14 protein-coding genes are annotated in these 17,930 nt (G+C 64.3%); 5 read left to right on the top strand and 9 right to left on the bottom strand.

The annotated features are described in order from the left end of the window. Nucleotides 1-1,044: 1,044 nt before the first annotated feature. The 4 genes from LAN61_03355 to LAN61_03340 all read right to left on the bottom strand — a co-directional run bounded on the left by LAN61_03355 (nucleotide 1,045) and on the right by LAN61_03340 (nucleotide 4,858). Nucleotides 1,045-1,809 (bottom strand): MBL fold metallo-hydrolase, encoded by a 765-nt coding sequence (locus tag LAN61_03355; protein ID MBZ5539540.1) that lies wholly within the window; start codon nucleotides 1,807-1,809, stop codon nucleotides 1,045-1,047. 174 nt (nucleotides 1,810-1,983) lie between these two features. After that, nucleotides 1,984-2,727: an SIMPL domain-containing protein gene (locus LAN61_03350; GenBank protein ID MBZ5539539.1), complete on the bottom strand. Its 744-nt coding sequence runs from the start codon at nucleotides 2,725-2,727 to the stop codon at nucleotides 1,984-1,986. Between the two features lie 151 nt (nucleotides 2,728-2,878). Beyond that, on the bottom strand, nucleotides 2,879-4,156 hold the full coding sequence (locus LAN61_03345; protein ID MBZ5539538.1) for an insulinase family protein: 1,278 nt from the start codon (nucleotides 4,154-4,156) through the stop codon (nucleotides 2,879-2,881). Between the two features lie 93 nt (nucleotides 4,157-4,249). After that, nucleotides 4,250-4,858, bottom strand: coding sequence for a cysteine dioxygenase family protein (locus tag LAN61_03340; GenBank protein ID MBZ5539537.1), 609 nt, complete (start codon nucleotides 4,856-4,858; stop codon nucleotides 4,250-4,252). Between the two features lie 151 nt (nucleotides 4,859-5,009). Here LAN61_03340 and rlmN point away from each other — a divergent pair, with 151 nt between their 5' ends. Then, the gene (gene rlmN, locus LAN61_03335; protein MBZ5539536.1) at nucleotides 5,010-6,089 is read left to right on the top strand and encodes a 23S rRNA (adenine(2503)-C(2))-methyltransferase RlmN; all 1,080 of its coding nucleotides are present in this window, start codon (nucleotides 5,010-5,012) and stop codon (nucleotides 6,087-6,089) included. Between the two features lie 287 nt (nucleotides 6,090-6,376). On the opposite strand, the gene pgeF is transcribed toward rlmN, so the two are convergent. Continuing rightward, entirely contained in the window at nucleotides 6,377-7,540 is a 1,164-nt protein-coding gene (pgeF, locus tag LAN61_03330) for a peptidoglycan editing factor PgeF (protein MBZ5539535.1), read from the bottom strand. Here pgeF and LAN61_03325 point away from each other — a divergent pair. Next, on the top strand, nucleotides 7,475-7,852 hold the full coding sequence (locus LAN61_03325) for a holo-ACP synthase (GenBank protein ID MBZ5539534.1): 378 nt from the start codon (nucleotides 7,475-7,477) through the stop codon (nucleotides 7,850-7,852). The genes pgeF and LAN61_03325 overlap by 66 nt on opposite strands. Here the strand turns inward: LAN61_03325 and mtaB are convergent. Beyond that, nucleotides 7,819-9,399, bottom strand: a complete 1,581-nt coding sequence (gene mtaB / locus LAN61_03320) for a tRNA (N(6)-L-threonylcarbamoyladenosine(37)-C(2))-methylthiotransferase MtaB (GenBank protein ID MBZ5539533.1) — start codon at nucleotides 9,397-9,399, stop codon at nucleotides 7,819-7,821. The genes LAN61_03325 and mtaB overlap by 34 nt on opposite strands. 58 nt (nucleotides 9,400-9,457) lie before the next feature. On the opposite strand from mtaB, the gene LAN61_03315 reads away from it, so the two are divergent. Then, the gene (locus tag LAN61_03315; protein MBZ5539532.1) at nucleotides 9,458-10,237 is read left to right on the top strand and encodes a glycosyltransferase family 2 protein; all 780 of its coding nucleotides are present in this window, start codon (nucleotides 9,458-9,460) and stop codon (nucleotides 10,235-10,237) included. A 20-nt stretch (nucleotides 10,238-10,257) separates the two neighbouring features. On the opposite strand, the gene galE is transcribed toward LAN61_03315, so the two are convergent. Beyond that, complete coding sequence (galE, locus tag LAN61_03310) at nucleotides 10,258-11,238, bottom strand: UDP-glucose 4-epimerase GalE (protein ID MBZ5539531.1); 981 nt, start codon at nucleotides 11,236-11,238, stop codon at nucleotides 10,258-10,260. Between the two features lie 268 nt (nucleotides 11,239-11,506). Further along, a complete protein-coding gene (locus LAN61_03305) occupies nucleotides 11,507-12,184 on the bottom strand; it encodes a response regulator transcription factor (protein ID MBZ5539530.1) in 678 nt (225 codons plus the stop codon). 419 nt (nucleotides 12,185-12,603) lie between these two features. On the opposite strand from LAN61_03305, the gene metH reads away from it, so the two are divergent. Next, a complete protein-coding gene (gene metH / locus LAN61_03300) occupies nucleotides 12,604-16,176 on the top strand; it encodes a methionine synthase (protein MBZ5539529.1) in 3,573 nt (1,190 codons plus the stop codon). Between the two features lie 410 nt (nucleotides 16,177-16,586). Here the strand turns inward: metH and LAN61_03295 are convergent, their stop codons facing one another. After that, nucleotides 16,587-16,889 (bottom strand): hypothetical protein, encoded by a 303-nt coding sequence (locus tag LAN61_03295; GenBank protein MBZ5539528.1) that lies wholly within the window; start codon nucleotides 16,887-16,889, stop codon nucleotides 16,587-16,589. 16 nt (nucleotides 16,890-16,905) lie between these two features. Between LAN61_03295 and LAN61_03290 the strand changes: the two genes are divergently transcribed. Then, the gene (locus LAN61_03290) at nucleotides 16,906-17,775 is read left to right on the top strand and encodes a hypothetical protein (protein MBZ5539527.1); all 870 of its coding nucleotides are present in this window, start codon (nucleotides 16,906-16,908) and stop codon (nucleotides 17,773-17,775) included. Nucleotides 17,776-17,930 lie beyond the last annotated feature (155 nt).

Genomic DNA, 17,930 nt, shown 5'->3' with positions numbered 1-17,930 from the left:
AGAAGGCTACCGTCCGTGCACCGACTTCTCCGGTAAGCGCGTTTATCGAGATGTGGGACTAATTGTTGAAAAGGTCTTCGTTACAGCATCCGAGTCTGCCGTGCCTAATCCGTTGGAGGTCCCATTCGAAAGGCGAACAAGCTCGGCATGAGCTATGAGCGAATAGGTTCCTGCTTTCAACTGAGGTGAGGAACCGTGCACTCGAATTGACTTATTCGGGGCAAGTGCATAAGAGCTCGTTGGGTCGTCGTCTCGCCCATATAGCTTTGCACTTAGCGGGACAGACTCTATCCTGACCAAACCCCCGTTTCGATTTTTCAGATACTGGTCCCTGATTGCGTCTGAGGTCAACCATAAGGTAAGGACCTCCGTCCCCTCGTTATCGGGGTTAACAAGAATAGAAGGAAGTTTGATGGGTTCAGTCCCGACGTTGGTAATTATGAAATCAACGACTGTTGTTCCGTCGGGTCGCAGTTCACCGGTTGGAACCTGCAGCTCAAGCCGAATAGGCAGACCCGCTGAGTGGCCCGGAGTAGGGGAGCCCGGAAAGGGGCCACGGCCCCGGACGGGACCCGACTGCTGTTTCGTTGCATCTATGGTCAATTGGTCTTGTTTGTCTTGCGCCGACCCAACGAGAACCGCGTCGGTACACAGAAGCACGACTAGGGCCACGAATAATTTCAATCGATCCATATGTTCCTCGCCAAGACGAGGATCGCGTACGAGTGGTCAGGTGGCAGTATAGCGCGATGTAGATGGAACGCTTGCTGCCAAGTCCTGATAAGTCGGATAACCGGACAAGTGGAATCGCCGCGTTGGCGTCGCGGCGCCAGCGCACGCGCATGAGCTTTACGACGGCCCTATCTCCTATCCCGTCAATGAAAGTTCGGAGGGGAGGAGGTAAGGAAAAAGTTAGCAGGCTGCGAAAAAAGGGCTAGAACAAGTGCAGGGGCCGTTTCCAGGCGGGCAAAGCATAAAAACAAGATGCCGGGCTAAAGCCCGGCATCTACAAAACCGGAAGGAAAAGGAGTTTTCCGCAGCACACTAGAGATCGAGGGGCTGGAGGGGGAGTTGCTGGGAGGCGATGAGGAGTTCGCCGCGGAAGGGGGCTTCGGGGGGGCGGCGGTTCAAGGCTTCTTCGGCGGAGATGCGCGCCAGCTCGGGGTTGTTGTTCTGCTCGGAGAGATGGGCGAGGACGAGAAAGCGGGCGCGGGCGTCGAAGCCTTCGGGATCGCAGAGATATTCGCTGACCGCATGATTGGAGAGATGCCCGGTGCGGCTGAGGACGCGCTGCTTGACGACCCAGGGATAGGGGCCGACCTTGAGCATGTCCAGATCGTGATTGGATTCGAGCATGAGGCAATCGGCGTCGCGGAGGTGGTGCTTGACGAGCTCAGGCATGTAGCCGAGATCGGTGACCAGAGCCATCTTGCTGCCGTTGCTGCGGAAGGTGAAGCCGATGGGATCGGCGGCGTCGTGGGGGATGGCGAAGGCGTGGACCTCGATGTCGCCGACGGTGAAGCACTGGCCGGCGTGAATGGTTTCGACGGCGGCGAGGCGCTTGCCGAAAGTGTCCGGGAGGGTGCGCTGGAGGGCGTCCAGGGTGGGCTCGGTGACGTAGAGCGGGGCTTTCCACAGGCCGAGGACCTGGGGAAGGCCGCTGCAGTGGTCGGTGTGCTCGTGGGAGATGACGATGCCGTCGAGGCCATCGAGGTCGATGCCGAGGGCGGCGAGACGGGCGAGGGTTTCGCGCTTGCCGAGTCCGGCGTCCACGAGGAGGCGGGTGTGCGGGGTCTCGAGCAGGGTCATGTTGCCCGAGCTGCCGGACGCCAGAATGGATACGCGCAAGCCGATCGGTCACCCCGGGGAAAAAGCCGCAGGGCTATCGCCCCGCGCTACAACTCCTACAACTTGCAGGATGATGGCAGAGCGGTGCGCGCGCGTCAACCACGTCCTTACAAAGATCCCGTCACAGCAAAGCAGTTACTCTAATGCGAATACAGCTGTGACGGTGGCGGATTCCTCTACCTTTGCGGGAAACAAGTGAATAGGCAGAGGCGGGGGCGGCGGCATGACCGCGGACATTTGATACATGCTGCCTCCGCCCCCTCCCGCACCAAGACCTCGGCGTAATAACTCCGGCTCGATGTTACTCAAGTAGAGAAGATCACCCAGCTTTGCACCCATTTGCTTGGCCATCTGCTCGGCGACAGTACGTGCCCTTTGCAGCGCGGCGACATTTGCCTGCTCTCTAAGTTTTTCCGGGGCTAACACAACCCAATTGACCTCTTCCACTACATTTGCGCCGCTGCGGATGGCCAGCTCCAGAATCTTTTCGGAAGCAGAGACCGGAACGGCGACCATCCACTCCTGGTTCGCGACGAATTCGCCAAGGGTTGTACTATTCGATCTATATTGAGTGTCGCGCGTGCGATCCACACGAATGGTTTCCGTTGCGATCGCGTCCTTGGGAACACCAGCATCCTGCAAAGCTTTCGTAATTTTGTTGGCTACTTGAACGTTTTGCTCAACAGCCGTCTCGTGAGTGGCGGCATAGTTCCTGTACCCGATGTGAAGCTGTGCTATTTCCGGTTCAACTTTCACTGTTTCCCTGACACTAACCTCAATGGTCTTGTTGGAGCGGTTGACCTGGACTTCCTGGGCGTGAGCAATCGAGAAAGCAAATAGGATAGCCGTACACACCGGCAACCCATAACGCGTATGCATACGCATCCTCCATAGGACCGCAGTTAGAAGTTATAGACCCAACGATACAGTACCCTACAGATTTGTTGGACACCACAGGTTGCAGAAAAGTTGCATGCCGGCTCACACACCGGACGGATAGAACTCTTTCCCCGATGCGAAGGTTCAAAACCTAGCAGGCGAGGCGGTTGCGGTCGAGGGAGAAACCGTTGAGATTGCCGAGGACGGTGATGGCGATCTGCTCGGGCTGGAAGAATTCGCAGGCGATGGCGTGGACCTCCTCGCGGGTGACGGCTTCGATGGAGAGGAGGATTTCGTCGAGGGAGTAGAAGCGGTCGAAATAGAGCTCCTGGCGGGCGAGATTGGACATGCGCGCGCTGGTGGATTCGAGGGAAAGCATGATGGAGCCCTTGAGGTGGTCCTTGGCGCGGCGCAGCTCCTCGACGCTGACGGGAGATTCCTTCATGGCCCGGAATTCCCGGACCACGAGGTCGACGACCTGGCCGGTAGTTTCGAGAGCGGTGGCGGCGTAGACGCTGAGCATGCCGGCGTCGGAATAGGGAGTGAGCTCGCTGAAGACGGCGTAGACGAGGCCGAGCTTTTCGCGGATGTTCTGGAAGAGGCGGGAGGACATGCCGCCGCCGAGGAGGTTGTTGAGGACGGCGACGGCGAAGCGGCGCTCGTGGGCGAGGGGATAGGAGGGCACGCCGAGACAGAGGTGCACCTGCTCGAGGTCGCGCATTTTTTCGAAGCGGATGGGCGCTTCGGTCTGCGGGGCCCGGGGGCTGGCGATGGGGCCCGCGGGAGGCACGGCGGAAAATTCGCGCTCGGCCAGCTCCAGGACGCGCTCGTGGGTGACATTGCCCGCGGCGGTGAGGACCAGGCGGTCGGGAGCGAACCAGGAGCGGTGGTAGGCGAAGAGCGCTTCGGCGCTGAAGGCGCGGACGCTCTCCGGGGTGCCGAGAATGGGGCGGCCCAGGGGGTGGTTGGGCCAGAAGCCCTGGGTGAAGAGCTCGTGCAGGACGTGCTCGGGGCTGTCCATATCCATCTTGATCTCTTCGAGGACGACCTGCTTTTCCTTCTCGATGTCCGCGGGGGCAAAGAGCGGACGGAGGATCAGGTCGGAGATAACGTCGAAGGCGATGGGCAGGTGCTCGTCGAGGACCTTGGCGTTGAAGCAGGTGAGCTCTTTGGCGGTGAAGGCGTCGAGCATGCCGCCGACGGAGTCCATGGAGCGGGCGATCTCCTCGGCGGAACGGCGCTCGGTGCCCTTGAAGACCATGTGCTCGAGGAAATGGGCGAGGCCGTTGTGCGCGGCGGGCTCGGAACGCGAGCCGGTGCGCACCCAGACGCCGACAGAGACAGAACGCACGTGGGGCATAGTCTCGGTGACGACGACGAGGCCGTTGGGCAGGACCTGGCGCTGGATGTCGCGTATCTCCGTGTGCATTGTCCAATTTTGACACAGGCGGGCGGGAAAGGCGAAATAACAGTGGGAAAGACGCCGGCTACCCGCCTGCGCCAGGAAAAATTCCGGCCGGAGCTACAGGAGCTTTTCGGCGGGGTTGAGGCGGCCATATTCGCTGGTGTAGTGGAGGGGGACGTCGGCGTAGGTGCCTTTCTCGCGGAGGTAGACTTCGCAGCTGTCGAAAGGCTTGGAATAGACGTGGATGCTGACGGCGCGCTGGGCGTATTCGGGGGGATTGAGGACGATGTGGACGGGCTCGGCGGGATCGACGCAGGCGGACTGATCGGGGGTCATCTCCACGACGCCGGCGGGGAAGATGCGGCAGGTGCCGCGGGCGGGGTCGCGAGCTTCGACGCGGAAATTCTGGATGCGCAGACGGCCGATGGGAGCGGCCATCCAGCAGTACTGATCGCGGTGATTGTGGATGCGGCTGCCCTGGCCGATCTCCCAGCAGATGGCCATGCACTCGAAGAGGCTGTTTTTGAAGATGAGGTTGCGAGTGTAGTTGCCCTGGGAGAAGAAGAGATAGGGGGCGAGAGTAGCGGGCTGGATGGCGTGCTGAGAGAAATAGGCGTGGACGCGCTGGATGGTGAAATCGGGCTCGGGAATGGCGGCGAGGCCTTCGACCCACTGTTGAATCGGCAGCCGGTCTTTTGCCGGTGTGATCGCCGAGCGGTCAGCCATCGTGTATCCCCCGCGCCCGGGCTTGCGGGCGGCACAGGCAGGGGATTATAGCGTTTTGGGGGGCGGTTGTGCGCGGGGCGGCGGGGCGGGGGCCGGCAAGGGCGCAGCGAGGCGCGTGTTAAGATGAAGAGTGAGGTAGCTGAGCAGGCTGATGGCAACGGAACTACTGGGGAAATCGAAAGAAGAGCTGCGGGGATACTTCGCGGGGCTGGGCGAACCGGGGTATCGCGCGGTGCAGGTGTATCACGCGCTGTACGCGGAGCGGAAGTTCGACTTCGCGGAGATGAGCAATCTGCCGGCGGGGCTGCGCGCGCGGCTGAGCGAAGAGGCGCGGATCACGCTGCCGGAGATCACGCGGCGGTTCGTCTCGCAGGACGGGTCGGTGCGCTATCTCTTTGCGCTGGCGCCGGGCGAGGAAAGAGGCACGGCGCGGGCGGCGTCGGTCGAAGCGGTGTTCATGCCCAGCGAGGGGCGGCAGACGATCTGCATCTCGACGCAGGCGGGCTGCGCGGTGGATTGCCACTTCTGCCTGACAGCGCAACTGGGCCTGGTGCGCAACCTGACGGCGGGGGAAATCGTGGCGCAGGTGCTGGTGGCGCTGGAAGAGCACAAGGGACAGCTCGCGCCGCAGACCAACGTGGTGCTAATGGGCCAGGGCGAGCCGCTGCTGAACTACGACGCGGTGATGGGGGCGGTGCGCATCCTGCTGGACCAGCAGGGCGTGGGGCTTTCGCCGAGGCATGTGTCGCTCTCGACGAGCGGGATCGTGCCGGGGATCGAGCGGCTGGCGCAGGAGAAAGTGCGGCCGCGGCTGGCGATTTCGCTGAACGCGTCGAACGACGAGCAGCGCGACGCGCTGATGCCGATCAACCGCAAGTACCCGCTGGCGAAGCTGATGGAGGCCTGCGAGAAGTATCCGCTGCGGAAGTGGGAGCAGCTGATGTTTGAATACGTGCTGCTTGGCGGGGTGAACGATGCGCCGGAGGATGCGCGGCGGCTGGTGCGGCTGCTGGCGAAAGTGAAGGCCAAAGTGAACCTGATCCCGTGGAACCCGGGGGAGCTGCCCTATCGCGAGCCTACGCCGAGCCGGATCGAAGATTTTCACAGCATTCTGCTGGCGAAAGGCGTGCCGGTGTTCGTGCGCTATTCGCGGGGACGGGACGTGATGGCGGCGTGCGGGCAGCTGGCGCTGGTGGAGATTGCGGGGACGGAAGTGGAAGTTAAGGGATAAGAGTTGAGAGTTGAAAGTTGAAAGTTGAAAGCAACCCCACAGGGTTGCTTTTTTGTTTGTGGGGTGGAACTTTCAACTTTTAACGGGCTGCGGAAAAAATAATCATCGTCATCCGGAGTTTATTCCCGGCCCGCAGAATCGTAACGTGACGCATTGCAGACACTGACAGTTGAGATCCTTTCCGACCGGGTCGGAATCTTCGATCGCTTCGCTCAGGATGACAATCGGTAATTTTGGCACAGATTGTGGACTGTGACTGTCGACTGTTGACTGTTAACTGTTGACTGTTAACTTTTTGCTTTGCGGCGTGAATCCTCACGAATCCCAATGACGGCCATGAGGCGGCCGGACTGCGGGCCTTCCTTGCGGTAGCTGAAGAAGAGATCGGTGCGGCAGGCGGTGCACAGGCCGCTGACGAAGATGTTTTTTTCGGGAAGGCCGGCGTCGAGGAGCTGCGCGCGATTGGCCTGGCGCAGATCGAGCAGAACGTTTTTCGGGGGCGGCTGGTGGCCGGGGGGCATCATGTTCATCCACTGCAAAGGGTTGGGCTCATCGCCAGTGCGCAGTTCGTCGAACCATTCCGCGGCCCGGGCAAACTGGGAAGAGAAATCGCGGGCGACTTCGGTGCCGACCTCGTAGCAGCAGCCGCCGATGGCCGGGCCGAGCGCGGCGACGAGATCTTCGGGGCGCGTGCCGTACTCCATGCGCATGCGGCCGACGGTCTTCTGCACGATGCGGCGGAGGGTCCCGCGCCAGCCGGCGTGCACGGCGGCGACGGCGCGGCGGCGGGTGTCCGCGAGAAGGATGGGCACGCAGTCGGCGGTCTGCACGGCGAGAAGCAGGCCGGGACGATCGGTGGCGGAGGCGTCGCCGCGGCAGGGCTCGGGCGGGGCGGCGTCGAAGAGGCGGATGACGTCGGAATGGAACTGGCGCAGGGACACGAGGGGCATCGCGGCGGCATCCGCGGCGCGGAGGAAGCGCTTGCGGTTTTCGATGACGTTTTCGCGGGTGTCCCAGTCGGTAAAGCCGAGATTCAAGACACGCTCGTCTTTCTCACGTGCGACCGCAGAGCGGTCGGCTTCACGTGCGACCGCAGAGCGGTCGACAAGTGTGCTGACGCCGCCGGGGCGGGTGCTGAAGCCGTGGACGAGCCAGGGAATTTTATCGAACGGCGCGGCGCGCAGAACACGCACGCTGCCCCTGGCGAGGAGCTTCCAAGGCGGGGAGACCGGCGCGGTCTTGGCGCTGCGGGCGGGCGAGCGCCGCTCGGATTGTCTTTTGGCTGTGGGCACAGGCTTACCAGTATAATCGCAGAGCGGTGGCGGGCTGAAATCGGGGAGAGCAATTCTGCTCGTGCGGAAGCGGGCGGGGCGGCAGGAGGCGGCGTGATCGTCGGACTGGGCGTGGACATAGCGGAAGTGGAGCGAGTGCGAACGGCGATCGAGCGGCATGGGGAGACGTTTCTGCGGCGGATTTACACGCCGGCGGAGCGAGCGTACTGCGAGAGGTACCGCAACAAGTACGAGCGCTACGCGGGGCGCTTCGCGGTCAAGGAAGCGGCGATGAAAGCGCTGGGGACGGGCTGGCGGCGGGGGATCCACTGGACGGACATCGAAGTGGCGCGGCAGAAGGGCGGGAAGCCGTCGCTGGAACTGCACGGGGCGGCGCGCACGATCGCGGACGAGCTGGGGGTGAAGCACATCGCGCTGAGCCTCACGCACACCGCGGCTCAGGCGCTGGCGCAGGTGATCTTCGAGGGGTAGGACGCAGCAGAGGCAGGCTTTCCCACAGTTTCCGCCAGCAGGCAGTTCCCTTCTTCGCTCATTATCCGGACATCGAGCCAGTGATTGGAGGGCCAGTCGCCGGGGACGCGGACGCGCAAGTAGTTGGTGGAGATGGCAGGGGTAGCGCCGGGGGCGGCGTCTTCGGCGCGATGGAGGGTGAGGACGCGCAGGGCGCGGCCGAGCTGGAAGCGGCGAAAGGCGGCAGCTTTTTCTTCGCCGAGGGCGCGGAGTTCGCGGGCGCGGCGCTTGATGACAGCGGCGGGGACGTGGCCGGGGAGCGCGGCGGCGTGCGTGCCGGGGCGCGGCGAATAAGAGAAAACGTGGAGATAGGTGAAGGGGAGGCCGCGGAGGAAAGCCAGGGTGGCGGCGTGGTCGTCCTGGGTTTCGCCGGGAAAACCGGTGATGACGTCGGCGCCGAGAGCGGCGTGCGGGAGGCGCTCGTGGATGCGCCGGACGCGCATGGCATAGTGCTCGGCGCGGTACCAGCGGTGCATGGCGGCCAGGATGCGGTCGGAGCCGGACTGCAGCGGGATGTGGAAGTGCTGGGCGAGGCGCGCGGTGGAGGCGACGAGGGCGATGAGCTCCTCGGTGACGTCGAGCGGCTCGATGGAACTGACGCGCAGACGCTCGAGGGGGGTTGCGGAGAGGATCTGCCGCAGGAGGCCGAGGAATTCGACGCGCGGAGAGAGATCGCGGCCGTAGGCGCCGAGATTGATGCCGCTGAGAACGACCTCGCGATAGCCCGCCGCGGCCAGCTTGCGGATTTCCTCGAGGACGGCGGCGGGCGGGAGGCTGCGGCTGCGGCCGCGCACGAAGGGGATCACGCAGAACGAGCAGCGGCTGTTGCAGCCGTCCTGAATCTTCAAGATGGGGCGGGTGTGGCCGGCCCCGCTGCCATCGGGGCCGGGTTCCCCGCCGAAGACGGGAGCGACGAGCATGCCGCTCTCATCGAGGATGCTGCCGGTGAGGATCTGGGCGGGGCTGTGCGCGGGGGGCTGCGGAAGGAGCTGCGCGAGGGGAAGAAACGCGCCGTCACAGGCAGGCGCGGCCGCGGGAGGCTGGGGAGCCGAAGCGAGACTGGCGGCGAGGCGCGGGATTTCCGGCTTGTGGGAATTGCCAACGACCCAGTGGACGCCGGGGAGCGCGGCGAGATCTTCGGGAGCGCGCTGGGCGTAGCAGCCGGTGACGATAATGCGCGCGGCGGGATTGCGGCGATGAATGGAGCGGATGGCGTCGCGGGCCTGGGCATCGGCCGCGGCGGTGACCGTGCAGGTGTTCACGATGACCACGGCGGCGGCGGCATCGGCGGCGGGGGAGCAGCCTTGCTCACACAACTGGCGCGCGATGGCCGCGGCGTCCGCCTGGGTGGCGCGGCAGCCGAACTGTTCGATGTAGAAAGTGGCCATGGTGCGTAGCCCGGAGCGTTCCCGGGGAAAGGCGATGACCGCTTCGCGGTCACACTTGGTAGGATACCCGGGCGAGGTGCGGCGGGCAAAGCCGGCCGAGAGGTGCGCGGGGCGAAACACGCGGCCGGGAGATTTCTTTACTCTCCGGCGGGCGGACCGCTACAATTCTCGCTTCATTATGACTGCGCCACGCTACAATCCCGCCGCGTTGATCGATCCGACCGTTTCCGTGGTCATTCCCGTTTACAACGAAAAGGGCACCATCGAAGAGATTCTGCGCCGCGTGCTGGAAACGCCGCAGCGCAAGGAAGTGGTGGTGGTGGACGATTGCTCGACGGACGGGACGCGGCAGATTCTGGAGAAGATGCAGGCGCGGCAGGCGCAGGGCGCGGCCGCGGTGGAGGCACAGGACGGCCGCGAGGCCATTCCGCTACAGGATCTGCGCTTTATCTTTCAGGAGAAGAATCAGGGAAAGGGCGCGGCGCTGCGGCGGGGCTTTGCCGAGGCGCGCGGGGAGATCGTGCTGGTGCAGGACGCGGACCTGGAATACGACCCGCGCGATTATCCGAAGCTGCTGGAGCCGCTCCTGGACGGGCGCGCAGACGTGGTCTACGGGTCGCGGTTTCTGGGCGGGCCGCAACGCGTGCACTACTTCTGGCATTACGTGGCCAACAAGGCGCTGACGCTGCTTTCGGACATGCTGACCAACCTGAAGCTGACGGACATGGAGACCTGCTACAAGGTCTTCCGGCGAGAGGTCCTGGCGGGCATCCGGCTGCGTTCCAACCGCTTCGGGTTCGAGCCGGAGATCACGGCGAAGATCGCCAAAGGCAACTGGCGCGTGTACGAAGTGCCGATTACCTATGCGGGGCGGACGTACGAGGAAGGCAAGAAAATCACCTGGCGCGACGGGCTGCAGGCGCTGTGGTTCATCTTCCGGTACCGGATGTTCGACTAGAAAATTCCCCGGCCTGTTCCCTACTCCGGATAGCCATGGGGATGGGCCAGCTTCCAGCGCCAGGCGGTTTCCACGATATTTTCGAGCGAGGAGTGCCGGGGCTCCCAGTGCAGCTCGCGGCGAAGCTTTTCGGCGCTGGCCACGAGCACAGCGGGGTCGCCGGGACGGCGCGGGGAGAGCTTGTGGGGAATGGGCCGGCCGGTGATGCGGCGGGCGGCTTCGATGACTTCGAGGATGGAATAGCCGCGGCTGTTGCCGACATTGAAGGCGTTGCCGGTGACGCGGGCGATGGATTCGAGGGCCAGGACGTGAGCCTCGGCAATGTCCAGGATGTGCACGTAGTCGCGGACGCAGGTACCGTCGGGCGTGGGATAGTCGGTACCGAAGACCTCGACGCAGGGGATGTCGCCGGCGGCGGCGGCGAGCACGCGGGGAATGAGGTGGGTTTCCTCGCGATGGGCCTCGCCGAGGGCGGGGGAGGCGCCGGCGGCATTGAAATAGCGCAGGACGACATACTGCAGGCCGGTGTACTGGGCGTAGTCAGCGAGAATCTGTTCGAAGACCAGCTTGGATTTGCCATAGGGATTGATGGGCTTCTGGGGGTGGTCTTCGGGAATGGGAACGATCTGCGGCTCGCCATAAGTGGCGGCGGTGGAGGAAAAGATGAACTGGGCGACGCCGTGGCGGACCATGGCGTCGAGGAGATTGACGCCGCAGGCGACGTTGGCGGCAAAAAAGGTGCTGGGCTCGCGCATGGACTTGGCGACGAGGGCTTCCCCGGCAAAATGCATGACGGCATCGAAGCGGTGCTGGGCGAAGACGCGGTCGAGATCCGGGCGGTTGGCGAGATCGGCGTGGACGAAGGCAGCCTGCGGGGGAACGGCCGCGCGGTGCCCCTCCTGCAGGTTGTCGAGAGCCACCACGCGCATGCCGCGGGCGAGGAGCACTTCCGCGCAGACGCTTCCGATATAGCCTGCGGCACCGGTCACCAGAATGTTCACGCCGAGTAGTCCCCCTTCCCGAGGGCAACGAAATTCTTCGCCAAAACAAACTAACAGGAAGGCGGAAACTTGTCAGCGCGAAAGAGGACCGCGTGGCTGCGGAAGCCGCCCCTGTGGAACGACCGGGTTGCAATACTTGAAGTTGCGATTCTTTCCGACCCGGCCGGAATCTTTCCGACCCGGCCGGAATCGGAGATCGATCGCTCCGAAAACCAATCCGAGGCGCAAAGAGCGCGCCGCGCTTGACAATTCCAATTTTCCGGCACGGTTAAGCCTGGGAGATGCGGCGCTGAAAACAAAGGAGGATGAGGTCCGCGCGGCGGCGCACGCCGAACTTGCTGAGCAGGTTGGAAACGTGAAATTTGACGGTGCGCTCGGCGATATTCAGTTTGCTGGCGATTTCCTTGTTGGCCAGATTTTCGAGCAGCGATTCCAGGACTTCCTGCTCGCGGCGGCTGAGATTGGCCACGGAGTCCGTCTTCATGCGGCGGCCCTGTCCGACAAGGATGGAATCCACGAAATTGGAAAGCAACTGGCGGGGCACCCAGAAACCGCCGCGGGCCACCAGGGGCAGAGCCCGGGAAAGCTGCTCGCGCGCTTCGGCATAGGTGAGCAGGCCCTTCACGCCGGTGCGCAGCATGGCATAGCTGTTGGCTTCGTCATGCTTTTCGCCGACGACGATGAGCCGGGAACCGGGATAGCGTTCGAGAAGGTTGGTGAGCAGGGCGCCGGTGGCCTGCCGCGCAGCATGCGCGTCCACGACATAGATCTGGGCCTTGGGCGGATCGAGCTGGCGGAGATCCGGGGCGAGAGTGGATTCCAGCTGCTTGCTGATCACCTTAAACTGGGGCTTGGCCAACAGGCGCTCGAACTCGTTCAGCACCAGCGGATGCGGAGAGAGCAGGCAAACGGTCAAGCGGGGTTGTGCTGTTTTTGCAGTGCTCACGAGATGCTCACGGACCCTCAGCGTAGTCAATTCCGGCGGTGCGGGCAAGAAAGTTCGGCCAGTGTGTACCCGAACCGTTACGTGACCGATACCCTCTAACGCGGTTCCGCGGGCAGTCTGCGCTCTTCCGCCCCGAGGGGACCCCGAATGATGAGCTTCCCCTGCGAGGCCCCGGGACACGAACAGATGCGACCGGACCGCAGTATAGCACCGCCCTTTGCGGGCACCAGGAGCAGCGGCGCGGAAGACGCCAAAGAAGCAACGGCTTGACGGGGGCCAGGCGGGGGCCTTGTGGGGGGTTCGATTCCCCGGGGGAGACCGCGTACAATGAGGTTGCCAGATGTGCCGCCGGGCCGGCTCCGCACGGGCTGCCGGCGGTGCGGAAGATTACCCTTCAAGGAGTCAGTACTTTCCCGCGGATGCCAGACTTGACCGAAACTGCCCGTACGCTGCGTGAGCTGCTCGCGCAACGCATTCTCGTGCTCGACGGGGCGATGGGCACGATGCTGCAGGCGCGCGAGCTGACGGCGGAGGATTTTGGGGGCGCCGCGTTCGAGGGCTGCAACGAGAACCTGGTGCGCACGCGGCCGGACGTGGTCCTGGACATCCACCGGCGCTACCTGGCCGCCGGGTCGGACATTATCGAGACCAACACGTTCGGGGCGACTTCGCTGGTGCTGGCGGAGTACGGGCTGGCGGGCGAGGCGCGGGAGCTGAACCGCATCGCGGCGCAACTGGCGCGGCAGGCGGCGGACGCGGCGTCCACGGGGGCGAAGCCGCGCTTCGTGGCCGGGGCCATGGGACCGACGACGAAGGCGATTACGGTGACCGGCGGAGTCACCTTCGACGAGCTGTGCGCGACGTATTACGAACAGGCGCGCGGGCTGGTGGAAGGCGGGGCGGACCTGCTGATCCTGGAAACCTGTCAGGACACGCGCAACATCAAGGCCGGGGTGCGGGGAATCCACAAGCTGGGACGGGAGCTGGGCTGCGACGTGCCGTTCCTGATTTCCGTGACCATCGAGGCCATGGGCACGATGCTGGCGGGGCAGAACGTGGAAGCCCTGTGGGCCTCCTTGCGCCACGCGCGGCCGCTGGCCTTCGGGCTGAACTGCGCGACCGGGCCGGAATTCATGACCGACCACATCCGGACGCTCAGCCAGCTCACCAGCGAATTCATCTCCTGCTATCCGAACGCGGGGCTGCCGGATGAAGAGGGCAAGTATCTGGAGACGCCGGAGTCGCTGGCGGGGCAGTTGGCGAAATTCGTGGAGCACGGCTGGCTGAACCTGGTGGGCGGATGCTGCGGAACGACGGACAAACATATCCGGGCGATCGCGCAGATGGCCGAGGGCAAAGCGCCGCGGCGGCCGCCGAGGCCGGCACATCGCGCGGTCTATTCGGGGATCGAGATGATCGAGGCGGAAGAGAGCACGCGGCCGCTGCTGGTGGGCGAGCGGACCAACGTGATCGGATCGCGGCTCTTCAAGCAGCTGGTGGCCGAAGAGAAGTGGGAAGAGGCCAGCGAGATCGCGCGGCGGCAAGTGCGCGGCGGGGCGCAGATCGTGGACGTGTGCCTGCAGAGCACGGAGCGCGAGGAAAGGAAGGATATTCCGGCGTTCTACGAAAAGCTGATCCGCAAGGTAAAAGTGCCGGTGATGATCGACACGACGGATGCGGCGGCGATCGCGCTGGCGCTGACCTACCTGCAGGGCAAGGCGATCATCAACTCGATCAATCTGGAAGACGGCGAGGAGAAGTTCGAGCGGGTGATGCCGCTGGCCCGGGAGTTCGGCGCAGCGGTGGTGGTGGGCTGCATCGACGAGGACAAGCAGCAGGCGCAAGCGTTCACGCGGGAGCGCAAGCTGGCGATTGCGCAGCGCTCCTACAAGCTGCTGACGGAGAAATACGGCCTGGCGCCGGAGGACATTATTTTCGACCCGCTGGTCTTCCCCTGCGCCACGGGCGATGCCAACTACATCGGCGGCGCGGTGGAGACGATGGAAGGCATCCGGCTGATCCGGCAGGAATTGCCGGAGGCGCGCACGATCCTGGGGATCTCCAACGTGTCGTTCGGGCTGCCGACGGGCGCGCGGGAAGTGGTGAACTCGGTCTTTCTCTACTACTGCACGAAAGCCGGACTGGACCTGGCGATCGTGAATGCAGAGCGGCTGGAGCGCTTCGCCTCGATTCCCGAGCACGAACGGCGGCTGGCGGAAAATGTGCTGTTCCAGCACCCGCCGCAGGACGTGCCGGCGGACCATCCGCAGGCGGCGCTGCTGCGCGAGGCGCCGGCGGACTGGCGGCAGCAACCGCTGGAGCAGCGCACCGCGCTCAACCAATTCCACATCGCGGCGATTGCCGAACATTTCCGGACGGCGAAGAAAAAGGAGAAGGCGGCCGCGGCCGCGCTGCCGCTCGACCAGCGCCTGGCCCACTACATCATCGAAGGAACGCGCGACGGCCTGATCGAGGACCTCGAGCGCAAGCGCGCCGAGGGCGCGGCGCCGCTGGAGATCGTCAACGGGCCGTTGATGGAGGGCATGGCCGAGGTGGGGCGGCTGTTCAACGCCAATGAGCTGATCGTGGCAGAGGTGCTGCAGTCGGCGGAAGCGATGAAGACGGCGGTGAGCTACCTCGAGCAGTTCATGGAGAAGGCAGACACCGCGGCGCGAGGCAAAGTGCTGCTGGCCACGGTGAAAGGCGACGTCCATGACATTGGGAAGAACCTCGTGGAGATTATCCTGAAGAACAACGGCTACGAGGTGATCAACCTGGGGATCAAGGTGCCGCCGGAGGAGCTGATCCGGGGTTATCAGGAGCACCATCCGGACGCCATCGGGCTCTCGGGGCTGCTGGTGAAGAGCGCGCAGCAGATGGTGGTGACGGCGAGCGACCTGCGCGACGCGGGGGTGGAGGTGCCGCTGCTGGTGGGGGGAGCCGCGCTGTCCGGGAAATTCACACGGCAGAAGATTGCGCCCAGCTACGGCCAAGCGGTGTGCTACGCCAAGGACGCGATGACCGGATTGCGGCTGATGAACGAGCTGACGGACCCGGCGAAACGCGAAGCCGTGCTGCGCGAGCACACGGCAGGCGCGGAGACTGCGGGAGCCGCCGCCAGCACGGCCGCGGCCGCGGAAGAAGTGAGGGCGACGGCGCGGTCCGCACGAGTGCGCACGGACCTGCCGATTCCGCCGGTGAGCACGCTGGAGCGCAAGGCGCGACTGGTGCCGGATCTGCGCGAGATCTGGAGCTACATCAACCCGTACATGCTGTTCGGACGGCACCTGGGCTACCGCGGCGACTTCGAAAAGCAACTGGCGGCGCGCGAGCCGAAGGCCCTGGAGCTGTTCGAGGGCATGGAAGAGATCAAGCGCGAAGCGGCGGAATTCATGAAGGTGCACGCGGTGTGGGAGTTCTTCGAGGCGGAAGCCGAGGGGAACGCGATCCGGCTGTATGCCCCGGGCAAGGCGGAGGCGGCACACATGTTCGTGTTCAAGCGGCAGCGCACAGGCGACCGGCTGTGCCTGGCCGACTATGTGCTCCCGACGCAGAAGGGGATGCGCGACCATGTGGCGCTGTTCGTGGTGACCGCCGGCGCGGGGATCCGCACGCGCGCGGAAGAAGCCAAGAACGCCGGGTACTACTTCAAGTCGCACGGGCTGCAGGCGCTGGCGCTGGAGACGGCGGAAGCCTGCGCGGAATGGCTGCACCGGCGCATCCGCGAGGACTGGGGCTTCCCGGACCCGCCGCAAATGGCCATGCCAGAGCGCTTTACGGCGCGCTACCGCGGCAAACGATACAGCTTTGGCTATCCGGCCTGCCCGGACCTCGAAGATCAGGCTGGAATCTGGAAATTGCTGCGGCCGGAGGAGATCGGTGTGCAGCTCACCGAAGGCTTCATGATGGACCCCGAGGCCAGTGTCAGCGCCATCGTCTTCCACCACCCGGACTGCGCCTATTTTAGCGTGGGCGATGACGCTGAAGCGTAGCTTCCCGGGGAATAACTACTGCGTCGGCCTGACGACGCCTGCGAGCCCGAGACTGCCTCGGCAAACAAAATCCCGCCCCAAAAAGAAGACTCGCCGTCCGAGGAGCGAGGGCGAGTCTGTATGTTTTCGGAGTTGAAAGTATGCCAGTAGTTTTCGGCGGGTGTAGTGCACCCCGCTAAAACTGGACAGGTAGTTTAGGTATGAGTAAGGGCCTCCGAGAACAACGGAGGAGGTATGGGCAAGCGCGAGCGGATGCAGAGGACGGCGGAGGAGAAGAGGAAGATCGTGTGACCTGCTCGCCGTCCGGCTTAACGAGAACTTCAACGTCTGCCAGACAAGACTGGCGGACGCCGCCTCTTCCATCAAGGTTGCGGCGATTGGCTTGCTCGCCGCCCCGAGCTACGGGCTCGTCAGGGCGTTACCGTCAAGCTCGCGCTCCTAGTTGTGCCGTTTAGCGCAGCAGAAATGGTAACTGTCGTGCTGGCCGCCACCGGAGTCGTCGTCACCGTGAACGTGGCACTCGTCGCTCCCGCCGCCACCGTCACGCTGGCCGGCACCGTAGCTACCGAAGTTTTGTTGCTCGTGAGCGTCACCACTGCCCCACCAGCTGGAGCCGCGCCATTCAGGGTTACCGTACCGGTGGAGGAGGTCCCGCCGGTTACGCTGGATGGACTGAGCGTGAGCGAAGAGGGAGTCGGCCGAGAGACCGTCAAGCTCGCATTCCTAGTCGTGCCGTTTAGCGCAGCAGAAATAGTAACCGTCGTGCTGGCCGCCACCGGAGTCGTGGTCACCGTGAACGTGGCGCTCGTCGCTCCCGCCGCCACCGTCACGCTCGCAGGCACTGTCGCTGCCGAGGTGTTGCTGCTCGTCAGCGTCACCACGGCTCCACCAGCCGGAGCCGCGCCATTCAAGGTTACCGTACCGGTTGAGGAGGTCCCACCAGTTACGCTGGATGGGCTGAGCGCGAGCGAGGAGGGAGTTGCCGCTCTGACTGTCAAATTCGCAGACCTTGTCGTGCCATTGAGCGTGGCGGAAATGCTTACCGTCGTGTTGGCCGCCACCGGAGTCGTCGTCACCGTGAACGTGGCGCTCGTCGCTCCCGCCGCCACCGTCACGCTGGCCGGCACTGTGGCGGCCGAGGTATTGCTGCTCGTGAGCGTCACCACGGCTCCGCCTGCCGGAGCCGCGCCATTCAAAGTCACCGTACCTCTCGACACTGCTCCCCCGACTGGGTTGTTTGGACTGAGTGAGACCGAAGAGAGAGCTGCCGCTCTGACTGTCAAATTCACAGACTTTGTCGTGCCATTGAGCGTGGCGGAAATACTTACCGTCGTGTTGACCGCCACCGGAATCGTGGTCACCGTGAACGTGGCGCTCGTCGCTCCCGCCGCCACCGTCACGCTGGCCGGCACCGTGGCTGCCGCGGTATTGCTGCTCGCCAGCGTCACCACCGCTCCGCCCGCCGGAGCTGCGCTGCTCAGGGTCACCGTCCCGGTGGAAGAGGCTCCCCCGGTCACCGCGGTCGGACTCAAGCTAACAGATGACACGGTGACCGCCGGCGGATCTACCGTCAGCGTAGCTCCCTGCGTCCCGTTGTAGGTTCCGGAGATGGTTACGGGCGTCGCTACACTCACCGCCAGGGTGGTCACCGTGAACGTGGCGCTCGTCGCTCCCGCCGCCACCGTCACGCTGGCCGGCACCGTGGCTGCCGCGGTATTGCTGCTCGCCAGCGTCACCACCGCTCCGCCCGCCGG

The organism is Terriglobia bacterium, from assembly GCA_020072785.1.
Lineage (GTDB): Bacteria > Acidobacteriota > Terriglobia > Acidiferrales > UBA7541 > Acidiferrum.
This window is presented reverse-complemented; position numbering and strand designations above follow the sequence as displayed.

Bases quoted from the DNA above. Each gene is read 5' to 3' on its own strand.
- LAN61_03355 (MBZ5539540.1), bottom strand. From the start codon at position 1,809: ATGACCCTGCTCGAGACCCCGCACACCCGCCTCCTCGTGGACGCCGGA.
- LAN61_03350 (MBZ5539539.1), bottom strand. From the start codon at position 2,727: ATGCATACGCGTTATGGGTTGCCGGTGTGTACGGCTATCCTATTTGCT.
- LAN61_03345 (MBZ5539538.1), bottom strand. From the start codon at position 4,156: ATGCACACGGAGATACGCGACATCCAGCGCCAGGTCCTGCCCAACGGC.
- LAN61_03340 (MBZ5539537.1), bottom strand. From the start codon at position 4,858: ATGGCTGACCGCTCGGCGATCACACCGGCAAAAGACCGGCTGCCGATT.
- rlmN (MBZ5539536.1), top strand. From the start codon at position 5,010: ATGGCAACGGAACTACTGGGGAAATCGAAAGAAGAGCTGCGGGGATAC.
- pgeF (MBZ5539535.1), bottom strand. From the start codon at position 7,540: ATGCCGCTCGATCGCCGTTCGCACTCGCTCCACTTCCGCTATGTCCAC.
- LAN61_03315 (MBZ5539532.1), top strand. From the start codon at position 9,458: ATGACTGCGCCACGCTACAATCCCGCCGCGTTGATCGATCCGACCGTT.
- metH (MBZ5539529.1), top strand. From the start codon at position 12,604: ATGCCAGACTTGACCGAAACTGCCCGTACGCTGCGTGAGCTGCTCGCG.